General features: G+C 61.7%; 12 protein-coding genes. 5 read left to right on the top strand and 7 right to left on the bottom strand.

What is annotated here, in order from left to right; translation table 11 throughout:
- Window positions 1-665: 665 nt before the first annotated feature.
- Window positions 666-2678, top strand: a complete 2013-nt coding sequence (locus tag AC1VNY_RS22730) for a ParB/RepB/Spo0J family partition protein (protein WP_482406847.1) — start codon at window positions 666-668, stop codon at window positions 2676-2678.
- Window positions 2679-2867: 189 nt separating this feature from the next.
- Here AC1VNY_RS22730 and AC1VNY_RS22725 read toward each other — a convergent pair whose 3' ends face one another.
- A complete protein-coding gene (locus AC1VNY_RS22725; RefSeq protein ID WP_482406846.1) occupies window positions 2868-3104 on the bottom strand; it encodes a hypothetical protein in 237 nt (78 codons plus the stop codon).
- A gap of 292 nt (window positions 3105-3396) precedes the next feature.
- On the opposite strand from AC1VNY_RS22725, the gene AC1VNY_RS22720 reads away from it, so the two are divergent.
- The gene (locus AC1VNY_RS22720; protein ID WP_482406845.1) at window positions 3397-3708 is read left to right on the top strand and encodes a DUF736 domain-containing protein; all 312 of its coding nucleotides are present in this window, start codon (window positions 3397-3399) and stop codon (window positions 3706-3708) included.
- Between the two features lie 425 nt (window positions 3709-4133).
- Here AC1VNY_RS22720 and tnpC read toward each other — a convergent pair whose 3' ends face one another.
- From tnpC to AC1VNY_RS22700, 4 genes are all read right to left on the bottom strand, one after another.
- On the bottom strand, window positions 4134-5669 hold the full coding sequence (tnpC, locus tag AC1VNY_RS22715; RefSeq protein ID WP_482406844.1) for an IS66 family transposase: 1536 nt from the start codon (window positions 5667-5669) through the stop codon (window positions 4134-4136).
- 69 nt (window positions 5670-5738) lie between these two features.
- Window positions 5739-6092, bottom strand: a complete 354-nt coding sequence (gene tnpB / locus AC1VNY_RS22710) for an IS66 family insertion sequence element accessory protein TnpB (RefSeq protein WP_482406843.1) — start codon at window positions 6090-6092, stop codon at window positions 5739-5741.
- Window positions 6089-6976, bottom strand: a complete 888-nt coding sequence (gene tnpA / locus AC1VNY_RS22705) for an IS66 family insertion sequence element accessory protein TnpA (protein ID WP_482406842.1) — start codon at window positions 6974-6976, stop codon at window positions 6089-6091. The genes tnpB and tnpA overlap by 4 nt, the downstream gene beginning before the upstream one ends.
- Window positions 6977-7781: 805 nt before the next feature.
- Complete coding sequence (locus AC1VNY_RS22700; protein ID WP_482406841.1) at window positions 7782-8189, bottom strand: hypothetical protein; 408 nt, start codon at window positions 8187-8189, stop codon at window positions 7782-7784.
- Window positions 8190-8276: 87 nt separating this feature from the next.
- On the opposite strand from AC1VNY_RS22700, the gene AC1VNY_RS22695 reads away from it, so the two are divergent.
- Window positions 8277-8486, top strand: coding sequence for a helix-turn-helix domain-containing protein (locus tag AC1VNY_RS22695; protein ID WP_069278491.1), 210 nt, complete (start codon window positions 8277-8279; stop codon window positions 8484-8486).
- 445 nt (window positions 8487-8931) lie between these two features.
- Here the strand turns inward: AC1VNY_RS22695 and AC1VNY_RS22690 are convergent, their stop codons facing one another.
- Window positions 8932-9135 carry a hypothetical protein gene (locus AC1VNY_RS22690; protein WP_482406840.1) on the bottom strand — a complete coding sequence of 68 codons (204 nt, stop codon included), beginning with the start codon at window positions 9133-9135 and terminating at the stop codon, window positions 8932-8934.
- Window positions 9136-9197: 62 nt separating this feature from the next.
- A complete protein-coding gene (locus tag AC1VNY_RS22685) occupies window positions 9198-9716 on the bottom strand; it encodes a GNAT family N-acetyltransferase (RefSeq protein WP_482406839.1) in 519 nt (172 codons plus the stop codon).
- Between the two features lie 116 nt (window positions 9717-9832).
- On the opposite strand from AC1VNY_RS22685, the gene AC1VNY_RS22680 reads away from it, so the two are divergent.
- Window positions 9833-12043, top strand: a complete 2211-nt coding sequence (locus AC1VNY_RS22680; protein ID WP_482406838.1) for a DUF3141 domain-containing protein — start codon at window positions 9833-9835, stop codon at window positions 12041-12043.
- 26 nt (window positions 12044-12069) lie between these two features.
- Window positions 12070-13035, top strand: coding sequence for a phosphate acetyltransferase (locus AC1VNY_RS22675; protein WP_482406837.1), 966 nt, complete (start codon window positions 12070-12072; stop codon window positions 13033-13035).

Genomic DNA, 13035 nt, shown 5'->3' with positions numbered 1-13035 from the left:
TGACGTCTCGGCCATCCGGCCGCGATCCCTCACGCAAAGAAATGACGCTCACGCGCGCAATACGTCGCAATATATGTCGCAATATATAATGTGTCGCTCGCCGGAGGCACTCGCCCGCGGGCCCCGCCGTTATTGCATGCCGGCGTCGCTATCGCTGTCCCGCGTTCGGGTACCTTGTTTACCGGTCTCGCGACTGCAGTCGCCTCGGTGCCCGCGGTCATTGCATGACCGCGTCGCTATCACTGCCCTGTCGGCGGCTGCCTTTTTGAATTTCTCACTGTTGCCTTAAGCCTTCTCATCACTCGGGCTGCTCGTCATTCCCAACGCCGCACCTCTGGTGCGTTGATGGGCGCTTCGCGTCTTTTTCCTTTCAAACGGACATGGAAGGGGCGCTGCCCCTCGCGCGCACCAGGGTAAAGCGCCGGCTGCCGCCGACGCCGATCCGAGCGGTCTCCCCGGTCTTCCGCGCTTCTCTCACTCTGCCGACCTTGGACGAATCGGGACGCGCTTGTGCAGACCCGCTTCTCGCGAAGCGGCCCTCATCGGGCGGGCGATACCCCTCCACTCGGGTCGCCCTGGCACTTGCTACCCCCGGCCTCGCCGACGGGCAGGGGCGCAGGCGCTGTGTGCGCCTTGCACCCATAGAAGCAAAAGGAAGAATGATCATGTCGGCCAAGTCAGTTGAAATCATCCCCGCGAGCGGAACGGAAGTTCTGATCCCGCTGAACAAGCTGAAGAAGTCGCCCAAGAATGCGCGCAAGACGCCGCACAGCGAGGCGGCAATCGAGGCCTATGCGGCGAGCATCGCCGCGAAAGGCATCCTCCAGAATCTGGTTGTCGAGCCGGAGTTGGACGACGAGGGAGCCGCCACCGGGTTCTATCTTGTCACCATCGGCGAGGGCAGGCGATTGGCCCAGCTGCTGCGGTTGAAGCGCAAGGAGATCAAGAAGACCGAGCCGATCCGCTGCATCGTCGATACCGCGAACGATCCGCACGAAATCAGCCTGGACGAGAATGTCACCCGGGAAAACATGCATCCGGCCGACCAATTCGAGGCGTTCCGGAAGCTCGCGGACGAGCGCGGGCTCGGTGCGGAAGAGATCGCGGCGCGCTTCGGCGTGTCGGCGCATGTGGTGCGGCAACGCTTGCGGCTGGGGGCGGTTTCGCCCAGATTGATGCAGCTTTATCGCGACGGCGCGCTAACCCTTGATCAACTGATGGCCTTCGCCATCGTCGACGATCACGCCCGGCAGGAAGCGGTCCATGAGCGGTTATCGTATGATCGGGATGCCTCGACCATCCGCCGTCTGCTCACCGAAACCCATGTCGCGGCCACGGATCGCCGCGCGCGTTTTGTCGGCCTTGAGGCCTATGCGGAAGCGGGCGGCACGGTGCTGCGCGACCTCTTCACCGAGGATCGCGGCGGCTATCTGGAGGATGTCTCGCTGCTCGATTTGCTGGTGACGGCAAGGCTCGGCCGCGAGGCGGATAGCCTGCGGGCGGCCGAAGGATGGAAGTGGACGGAGGCCCATCTCGACTTCCCGCATGCTCACGGCATGCGCCGCCTCTACCCGCATCCGGTCGAGCTTTCGGCGGAGGATCAGGCCGCGCTTCAGGCGGTCCAGACCGAGTTCGACCGACTGACGGAGCAGCATCAGTCGGCCGAGGAATTGTCTGACGACGTGGACGCACGGTTTGGCGAACTGGAGGCCGAGATCGACCGGCTGGAGGCAAAACGGCAGGCCTACGATGCCGCCGATGTGGCGCGCGGTGGAGCTTTCGTGGTCCTCAATCACGACGGCATGTCGCGGGTCGAGCGGGGCTTTATTCGGCCCGGAGACGAGAAACTCGCGACTGAAACCGGTTCGGAAAGCGACGCCGAGACGCGGGACGAGGAGGACCAAGGAGGCGATGAACCTGCGCCGGATAACGAAGACGACGAGGGTGTGAGCAACGAGGAGGACGAGGAGCAGAAGCTGTCCGACGCTCTTGTCCGCGACCTCACCGCGCACCGGACCTTGGGGCTGCGCCTCAATTTGAGTGAGCAGCCTGACGTTGCCATCGTGGCGGTCACCCATGCGCTCGCCGCTCAAATCTTCTATGTCGGGGCGGCCGCGCATGTGGTCGGCATCCAGCCGGTGAAGACCGATCTGGCCACGCATGCGGACGGGATCGAGGACACCCCGGCCGGAAAGGCTTGGTCGGATCGCCATGCCAATTGGGCACGGCAGTTGCCCAAGGACGTCGCCGGACTGTGGGATTTCGTGGCCGGGCTCGACCACGACAGCCGCATGGCGCTGTTCGCGCATTGCGTCTCCCTGACGGTCAACGCGGTCAAATTGCCGTTTGACCGGAGGCCTCGCGCTCTGGCGGCGGCCCGTCGTTTGGCCGAGGCGTTGGCGCTCGATATGACCTCCTACTGGCGTCCGACGGTGCGCAGTTATCTCGGTCGCGTCACCAAGGCGAACATCTTGGAAGCCGTCCGCGAAGGCGTCGGCGGGGAGGCGGCCGAGCGCTTGAGGGACATGAAGAAGGCCGACATGGCGCAGGCCGCCGAGCAACTGTTGGCCGCAACTGACTGGCTGCCGGTGCTGCTGCGGACGGCCGTGCCGCACGCGCAAACTGATCTCCAAAGCGAGGCGCAAGGCGGCGAACCCCACGCGGAAGCTGCGGAGTGAGACCACCGCCGGGGCCGCGCGGGCGGCCCCGGCGGGCTCAAAAATTTCGGCCGCGCACCTGACGGTGCGCGGCCGATTCGATGGATGCAAAGTGACGACTTTCCACGCAGACGCCCGTTCCGATCGGGCGCACTATCCGTCCGATCAATGGCGATTGCCGCAGCCAGCGTGGCCGTTATCGCGCCTCCTTCAACCTTCACCAGCGCGGCGTAGATCGGGCCGGGAAGCTCGGATCGTGCCTTCTGCGCTCATCGAGAACGCATTCAGCGGCCAATTCTTGCGGTGTGATCGGCTTTCAACGCGAGCATGTGGCCGGGTTCCCTTGCGTTGATCTGGCAGTGTCCTCACTGCGATTGATGTGCGGACATCGGCTTTGATCGAGCCGGCGTAGCCGTCGTCTGATGATACGCCGGCGGTGGTTGCCATGATAATTCTCCGACAGTTCCGTTGTGGGCGCGCGTCCAACGCAGTCACGATTGGGCTGATCAAGCCCGGGGGACGGCAAGCGCCTCGATCGCCTTCCCGCAACGGCTCACGCCTGCTTTTTTCCCCTGCCACCAAGGGGCGGCATTCCTCGCGGGAAGACAAAAAAGCAGGCTCTCGCCGTCCTCCGCTGGCGCTCCGTGGCCTTGCGGCTGCGGGCCGATCGCTCCCCGGGCGAGGGATCGCCATCGAGGCTGCGATGGGCGCGGCCCGAGCAAAACAGACGGAGATTATCATGGCGACCATCGGCACCTTCACCGCTTCCGACACCGGCTACACCGGCTCGATCAAGACGCTGACGCTCAACATCAAGGCCAAGCTCGTGGCATCCGAGAAGGACAACGAGAAGGCTCCCGACTACCGCATCTTTGCCGGCAGCACCGAGTTCGGCGCCGCCTGGAAGAAGACCGCCCGCGACAGCGAGCGCGAATATCTCTCGGTCAAGCTCGACGATCCGAGCTTCCCGGCCCCGATCTACGCCTCGCTGGTCAAGGTCGAAGGCGAGGACGGTTTCAGCCTGATCTGGTCGCGCCGAAACGGCGATTGACCGGCCGGAACCAGCGGCCCCGCCTCTTTGGAGGCGGGGCTTTTTTGCGTTGCTTGCGCCGCTTTCGAAAGAGCGGAAAGGCATGTTGAGGTTCGGAAAACGGGCTTCGCCGCCTGCAAAAATGCGATCGATCCGATGGATTTCAGGGCGGTGTTTTGGCCTCAGCGAACGGGATCTCGCGTCGGATCGAGGTTCGATTTTCGATCTCCGGGCGTGACATTGCGCGAGTTTCGCAGGCGGGAATGACGCCTCCGCGCGTGCTCTCAGAGCTCAAACTGCGGTCCGTTTGTTGAACGAAAAGGCGATATTTCACGCCGCTTCGGTCGAACACGTGATGGATCGACTTGCCAATTTGAGCAAAGCCAGGCCGACCAAGCGCGATGAAGAGCAGGGTAGGGGTAAGCGTCCGGAGCTTGCACCAGACCTCATCCCTTGACAGGATTCTCTTCTTTCCAGGCCCACGGCAGCAACTCGTTGAGGCGGTTGACAGGATATCCATCGACCATCCGGGTGAGCACATCGCGAAGGTATTCGTAGGGTTCAACGCCGTTCAGCTTGCAGGTTTCAATCAGCGAACAGAGGACCGCCCAACGTGTCCCTCCGCCATCGCTACCGGCAAAAAGGTGGTTCTTGCGCCCAAGCGCGACAGGGCGGATCGCGCGCTCAACGGGGTTCGTATCGAGCTCAACGCGGCCGTCATGCAGGAAGCGTGTCAGGCCATTCCAACGCGAGAGAGCGTAACGCATCGCCTCGGCAAGCTTGCTGCGACCAGGTAGCAAGGGCAGCTGCGCCTCCATCCAAAGCCGGAAGTTGTCGACGTGCGGTCTGGATATTGAGCGCCGCGCGGCCAGCCGATGCGCTGGCGATTGGCCGCGGATTCTGGTCTCGACGGCGTAGATTTCGCCGATCCGGCGCAGGGCTTCCAGCGCCAAGGGCGCGCCGTCGGCCTCGGCAATTTCGTAAAACTTGCGCCTGGTATGGGCCCAACAGGCAGCAAGAATGATGTCGCCGCTACCAGTCAGCCGCTCGAAGCCGGCATAGCCATCGACGTGCAGAACGCCCTTAAAACGCTCGAGATGCGAGGCGGGACGCTCGGCCTTTCGATCTGGCGCAAACAGGTAAACTGCTGCCGGCGGCGCCGGTCCACCCCATCCGTGTTGATCGCGCGCATAGACCCACAATCGCCCTGTTTTCGTCCGTCCTCGGCCTGGATCCAGCACCGGGATCGGGGTGTCGTCGGCAAAAAGATGGTCGGAGGCGAACACGTTTTTGCACAGCCGTTCGTGCAAACTCTCAATCCACCAGCAGGCTCCGCCGACCCATCCGGCCAGTGTGGAGCGCTCCAGTTCGATGCCCTGGCGTGCGAAGATTTGAGACTGCCGATAGAGCGGCGTGTGGTCGCAATACTTGCTGACCAGCACCTGGGCGAGCAGCGCTGGCGTGGCCAATCCGCCCGCGATCGGCCGCTCGGGAGCAGGGGCCTGGGTGACGGTGCCGCAGGCGCGGCAGGCAAATTTCGGGCGGCGGATACGCACGACGCGCAGCTGAGCCGGCACCCAATCCAGCATCTCGCTGATGCTCTCGCCGATCGCATGCAAGGCGCCGCCGCAGCCCGCGCAAGCCTCGTTCCCGGTACCGAGAACGATCTCTTCGCGCGGCAGATGATCGGGCAGCGACTTGCGTTTCGGCGGTCCATCCGGAGCTGGCGCAGGCGGTGCGATCGGGTCCGGATCGGTCTCGGCGATCGCCAGATCGGTGTCGAGATCTTCAAGTCCGAGTGCGAACTGGTCGGTGTCGAGACGCTCGGAGCGACGCCCATACTGCGCGCGCTGAAGCTGCTTGATGATCAGACGGAGGCGCTCGATCTCACTGTTTCGGTGCTCGATGAGCGAGGCGATGTCGCGCACCAGACGATGCAGAAGCGCTGGGTCCGACGGCAGATTGTTGAGATCAAGCTGCATGTCCGATTCTACTCGGACACCCTGATTCGAAGAATCAAAATCGCTATATTCAAAGGCGTTTTTGCACTCTCAGCCCGCGATTGCAGGCCGCCATCGACGCTCCGGCGTGCGCCAGTCGATGCCTTCGATCAGCATCGCCAGTTGCGCCGGCGACAGCGTGATCGTGCCGCCTGGGTCGCTCATTCTGGGCCAGATGAAGCCGCCCTGATCGAGCCTCTTGCTGAACAGACAAAGCCCGTTGCCGTCCCAGAACAGGATCTTCAGCATGCTCGCCCGCTTGCCCCGGAAGGCAAACAGGTGGCCTGAGAACGGATCCTTCTTCAACGTCTCCTGGACGATGGTCGCGAGCCCGTCGAGGCCCTTTCTCATGTCGGTGTACCCCAAAGCCAGATGCACCTTCACGCCCGCCGGGACGATCATCATGATGCGGTCTCCCGGTCAGCGACGTGTCGCCGGACGATGTCCGGATCAGCATCGGCGGGTGCGAAGACGCGCCGTCCGTCGGGCAGTTCGACCGCCACCATGCCATCTGGCGGCTGCAACAGATCATGGAGAACGAGGGGCAAAGGACCGTCCGACGTTGCGTTTGCGACCTCGACGCGCGCCAATTTCACCCGCGCTCGTCGGCTAAATCCGAACTGAACTCGCCACCGGAACAGCATGCTGGTGACGATGCCGTGGCGCCGGCAGATCTCGGCGGCGCTGGCATTGGGAGCATCGGATTCGCGTGCGATCGCCAGCTTTTCCTCATCGCTGAAGCGACGCCGGTTGGAACGTCCGTCGACCGACGGAACGTCGCTCGAGGCGTCCGTCAAGCGTTTTTCGACGCCGGACTCCTTAGCAGCGCTGCTAGCACTAGTGCTTATTTGAGCGCGGGCACTGGGGTGGAGTTGCGCTCGCCAGTCGACATCGACCTCGTTGGCCTCGATCAGATCGCGCCACCGCTGCAGGGCAAACCGCGATAATCCATGCGCCTTGGCGTACGCCCGCACGCTCATTCCGGACCACGTCATCGCCTCCACATGCATCGCCCAGTACGCCTGTACGGCACGGCTACGCATGTCGGTGGACAGCTTCCGAGGCCGGCTCAGACGGCGTTGCTCGCGCTTCAATTCGGCCTGTACCTTAAGGGCTTCTACATCGACGAGGACGCTCAGCCAGCGCGCAAAAGTGCCCTGATCCAGACGGTGTTGACGGCAGTAACTGCGTCGGCTGAGGCCACTCTTACGCCACGCCTCGATGTGCACTGACCACCAGGTTCGGCGTGCTCTGTTCTCATATTGTCTCCGCCCCACGAGATTCTCCATGCTGCAGGAAAATCCAATATGGAACGACAAGGCATGGTCGAAAGGTGTGCGAGCACCGGACGCTTACGGGTAGGGGATCACGGCAAGATAAAAGCACTGTCGCCGATGGACGGCCAAGTGATTGTCTGCACATTCAAGAGTTAGCGTTGTTGCGGTCTGCGATGTCGCCAGAGCCAAGCTAGGCCATGACGCTGTCTTGCTGATCGCGTCTGCGGCCGCGAGCGTGTGGCCACACGCCACCCGGGGACCGCGCAACAGATCGATGGTGAATTTGGACGGAAGCTTGGGCTGTTAGACGAAGGGCCATGAGTGCAGCCAGCAGTCTTCGACTTCTCTACTGTGAGCGTCGCTTGAAGGTGTGCCGTTGGAACGAGAGTGGAGCGTCGGACCATGAGCATGTTTCGCTCTTTGGCCGGCGACACCAGAGTCAACGATGCCAATGTTCGCCATCTCCATCACGACTCCGTCAGGCGTTGGGCTTGCCTGGCGAGGTCGTTGGACACGGTGGCGCGCCGTTCCACATCATCATTGTCCTGATGCATCATCTCATGGGCATACGCAGCAGCATCACGCCATGTGGGAGGGACCCGGAAAGGGCCTCGCCGCGACGGTGTCGCCAGGCGCTCGGCGAGTCGGCGCCTGTTGGCGCTTAGCAGTCCGGCATGGATTAAACGCATGCGCGCGCCGATTTGTCTCGCGAAAGGCCACCGCTCTGGCTAATGGTCTCACCAGCGGAAATCGGCATTGGCCGGTGATCGCAAAGGACCCTTCGGCCGAACACAATAGCAGAGCCTCGCTGGGTCTCTCATGCCTCACTTTCCGAACGTTCGAACGACGCGATCGCGCGTTGCACCGCACGAGCTGAATCTTGAAGCCTATTCAGGAGCATTCTCAGCTCCGCTTGTGTCGTTTCTTCCAGACGCAGGTTGTCGCCAGCCAGGAACTCTTGGATTAGGTGGTCAATGGAAACCGTCTTGACGACTGACGCGCAAACGGATGCCTCTCCAGCGACGGAGGACGCAATTCTACCGTCGCCTGCCAAAGCTATTTCCACGGACACGTTAGCGAGAACCGCGCGTTCGATCAGCCCGAGAGGGACCTCCAGTGAAGCCACAACTCTCCCGGTCGACACATCGAAATAGCCGACGTTCGAGATTTCTCGCCCACATTTGACGAAGGGACTGAGGCTCAGCTCAACCGGACTTGCTGACATAGGTCGCTTCCTGGAAGGAGGAAAGGATATCCATTTTATGACTCATAGTCTATGGGCTAAACAGCACAGTTTCTCTTGCTGTCCTGCATGCGCTTGCAGGATCGAGTCGGTCTCAACATTCAAGAATTACGTCGGGCAAGGAAGCTCAGCCAAGAAGAGCTCGCGGGCTTGTCCGAGGTCCATCAGACGTATTTGAGCGGGGTCGAAAGCGGCAAAAGAAATCCATCGCTCTTGGTGATTGAGCGGATAGCCAAGGCTCTAAGGGTCGACCCGGAGGAGTTGGTTCGTCGACGATGACTAGCAGGTGCCCCGCCAATTACGAAAGCTGTAAGGTGCCCGCACGATGGTGCCACGAGGGCGATAATTTTGCTTCGTGGGAGCGCTGTTGCGCTGTGCTCTAGGTCCGCTCAGGCCGCCGACACGAACGGCCGTTGATGGAAGCACATCGATGAGGGAGATGTGGTTGCTACCTATTGAGTAGGTTCCATCAACCTTTGGGCGCACGACGCAAGTTGCTGGGACCGTCTACCGGTGCGGCCAGGTGACGCCTTTACTTTACTCTCAAATAAACAAGGCAACCGCAGCCAGTGCGACAGGGAAAAGCCCCAAGACGATGATGCCCGAGCGAAAGAGAATTTCGGCCATAAGTAACCCCACAACCGATGGAAGCACCTTTAAGTATAAGCTGGGAGGTTTTCTCTCCGAAAGTGCAATTTGTGCCATTCGGGTCTGGAAGAACCGTTCAACGGCGGGTCAGGGGCGGCTTGCTGAAATGGACCTGCCAAGTGCCTTTTTCACGAAGCCACTCAGTTATGTTGACGGCTGCGCAATCCCAAGGCTCGATAGTGGGCGGCACATCATTGCTTTCCACCATCTTGTTCGTTTCTTTTTGCTGTGCCTTTGGGAAGCTGTTTTCGGCTCGTTCTTGGCCATGTGACTTCCTCATGACTTTTCCTCTTGATCGATAAAGCAGTTATCTGATCGTTTTTTCGGGTGCATTCCTGATCATCACAGCGGTAGCGCCAAACAAATGACCTGCGGATCCCCTCCGCGTCGGATATGAAAGCCAAACTTTGCGAAAATTTTTCGCATTGCCGTGTTCTCCGACAGGACCTCGGCGACGAGTTGCCGGAGGCCGGCCCTGCGCGCCAGGATGAGGAGGTGGTGCATGAGCAAGATGCCGACGCCCTGTCCCTGATAGTCATCGATGGTCACGAAGGCGATCTCGGCCGTCCCGGGATCCACGACGACGTACCGACCGCCGCCGATGATCACCTCGTGTTCGTCCTCGTCGGCAACCGCGATCAAGGCGACGTGATTGGTGAAATCCATGTTCATGAAGAAATCGACCTCCTTCCTCGAGAAGCTTCGCTTGGGACCGAAGAAGCGACGTTGCAGCGACTGGCTACTGGTGCGGCCGATGGCGGCCAACATATCGTCCCGATCATCGGCTTGTAACGTGTGGATCTCGACCCTCCGGCCATCGCGCAGATGTTCGCTTGCTGCATAATTCTCAGGCACGGGCATCAACCTGTCCTCCCGGCGCCAGAAAGGCGCACGGTCGCGCTCGTGGCTTGACCTAAATCAACGATCCGGGCGCGCCAGAAGCTTTCCATCGATGCGTCGGCGGAGGGACCAAAACGATGTCGCTGGACAATCCGCAACTCCCAGGCGGCCCGATGTCAGGGGTCGTCGCCAAGGCCGTGGAATATATGGTGGATGCCGGGCAGCGCAGTGTGCTGCTTCTGGATATCCTGCGCCAACGCGGCGATCAGTATCGCGAGCATGTTGCCCAGACGGCGCCCCATGTCTTGAGCTATGCAGCTGAACTTATCCTGGACGGTCGCTCGCTCGAGCAACCCGTCAACTACGCGTTAGTGCGCATCATCCCACCGAAAGGTATGGAAATCGACCTCAAGCTCCGGCCATTTGTTGTCGTCGACCCGCGGGCGGGTCATGGTCCGGGGATCGGCGGCTTCAAGGCCGACAGCGAGATTGGCGTCGCGATGAAGGCGGGACATCCCTGCTATTTCATCGGCTTCCTGCCCGAGCCAATGCCGGGCCAGACAATTGAGCGCATTGCGCGCGCCGAAGCCATCTTCATCGAAAAGGTCATCGAGCGGCATCCCGTGGCCGACGGGAAACCATGTGTGATCGGCAACTGCCAGGCCGGCTGGGCGATCATGATCCTTGCGTCGGTACGGCCGGAACTGTTCGGTCCGGTAATCATCGCGGGCGCGCCGCTCGCTTATTGGGCCGGCGTCCACGGCAAGTATCCGATGCGCTACTCTGGCGGACTGTTCGGCGGAAGCTGGCTGACTGCGCTATCGAGCGACCTCGGCGCCGGCAAGTTCGACGGTGCCTGGCTGGTGCAGAACTTCGAGAACCAGAATCCGTCGAATACGTTCTGGACCAAGCAGTACAACGTCTACTCCAAGGTCGACACCGAGGCCGACCGCTATCTGGAATTCGAGCGCTGGTGGGGCGGACACGTCAACCTCAATGCCGAGGAGATCCAGTTCATCGTCGATGAGCTCTTCATCGGCAACAACCTGGCGGCTGGCCGGGTCAAGATGTCCGACGGGGCCACCGTCGATCTGCGCAATATTCGTTCGCCGATCGTGGTGTTCTGCTCAAAAGGCGACAACATCACGCCTCCGCAACAGGCGCTGCATTGGATTCTGGACCTTTATGCGGACGTCGACGAGATCAGGGCACACGGACAGACCATCGTCTATACCGTTCACGAGACCGTCGGTCATCTCGGCATTTTCGTCTCCGGCGGCGTCGCCAAGAAAGAGCACGCGGAATTCTCGAGCAACATCGACTTGATCGACGTGTTGCCGCCCGGCCTTTACGAGGCGACGTTCGAGGCGAGGGGATCCGACACGCTCAATGACGAGCTTGCGGTCGGGCAGTGGGTGATGCGCTGCGAGGCCCGTACGCTTGACGACATCCGTGCGATGGGCGGGAATTCGCCCGAGGATGAACGACGCTTCGAGACCGCCAAGCGTGTCTCCGAAATGAATCTCGCCGCTTACCAGAAATACGTGCAGCCTTGGGTCAAATCGATGGTCACGCCACAGATGGCGGAAATGATGCGCAACTGGCATCCGCTCCGCCTGCAATACGAGGCGTTCAGCAGCGAGAATCCGTGGATGAAGATGGTGGAGAGCGCCGCGGAGAAAGCGCGCGGCGACCGCAAACCAGTCGCCAAGGACAATCCGTTCCTGGCATTTCAGGAGCAGCTATCGAAGCAGATCGTCAACTCGCTCGATCATTGGCGCGACTCGCAGGAGGCGCTGAGCGAGGCGATGTTCCTCGCCATCTATGGCTCGCCCGCGTTGCAAGCCGCGGTCGGGGTCGATCCGCAATCGACACCCTCCCAACGCCGCGACATGGATCCCAAACACCGTGAGCTGTTGCAAGCCCGCATCGCGGAACTGACATCCAGGATCGGCTCCGGTGGCATGCGAGAGGCAGGCGTTCGGGCCTTGCTTTACGTCGGATCGGCCCGAGGCATGGTAGATGAGCGCAGCCTCGAGGCGCTGCGGCGGCTTCGCCAGGGCGATGAGGCCGCGCGCGTGACGCTCGCGGAATTCAAGATGCTGGTCCGTGAGCAGTTCTTCATGCTGCTGCTCGATCGGGAAGCCGCATTGGCGGCGATTCCCAAACTGTTGCCGGAAAACATGGACGAGCGCCGCAGAGCGTTTGCCGCCATTCAGGACGTGTTGTCGGCAAGCGCCGAGATATCCGGCGAAGTGGCCAGGCGGTTGAAGCAGGTCGCCGGGCTGTTCGGGCTCGAGGGTCGCGACAACACCGTCCCTTTCGATCCGAAAGCCCGGGCGTCGTAGCAATTCAGAGCGGAGCGAGGGGTATCATGGCAGCCGGACCGAACGAAGCCCAGCCGGAATCGAAGTATGATCGCCTCATCGTCGCCGCGAAGGGCGTTCCCTCGGTCTCCACGATCGTCGTACATCCCTGTGACGAAAGCTCGCTGCGAGGTGCGATCGATTCGGCTGATGCCGGGATCATCAAGGCGGTCTTGGTCGGTCCGGCTGCGCGGATCCGGGATACGGCGACGAAGCACAATATTGATATTGGAGACTGCGAGATCGTCGATACGCCGCCAACCGAGGCTGCTGCCGCGGCCAAGGGCGTCGAGTTGATTCATGAAGGTCAAGGCGAAGTCCTGATGAAGGGTAGCCTCCACACCGATGAACTGATGCGCAGCGTGACGGCAAAGGTCGGGGGGCTGCGCACCGACCGGCGCATCAGCCACGTCTTCGTGATGGACGTGCCTGCCTACACCGAGACGGTGTTCGTCACCGATGCCGCCATCAACATCTTCCCGGACCTCGATGCCAAGCGCGATATCATCCAGAACGCCGTCGATCTCTACAATGAGGCCGGCTTCGGCACGACACCGCGGGTGGCGATCCTGTCGGCGGTTGAGACGGTGACTTCGAAGATCCCTTCGACGATCGAAGCGGCCGCGCTTTGCAAGATGGCGGACCGCAAGCAGATCACCGGCGCGCTGCTCGATGGTCCGCTCGCCTTTGACAATGCGATCGACCTCGAAGCGGCGCGGATCAAGGGGATCAGGTCGGAGGTCGCCGGCCGTGCGCAAATCCTGGTCGTGCCCGACCTCGAGTCCGGCAATATGCTGGCAAAGAATCTGGCCTATTTTGCCAAGGCCGATGGTGCCGGCATCGTGCTCGGCGCGCGGGTGCCGGTGGTGCTGACGTCGCGCGCCGATTCGGCGCGGTCTCGGATGGCCTCAGCCGCGGTTGCATGCCTTTACGCGAATGCCCGGCGTCGCCGTGCTCCCATCGCCGCCGCGTGA

Source organism: Bradyrhizobium ferriligni, from assembly GCF_056837965.1.
Note: the sequence above shows the minus strand (reverse complement) of the source record. Positions and strands in the feature narration are given on the sequence as shown.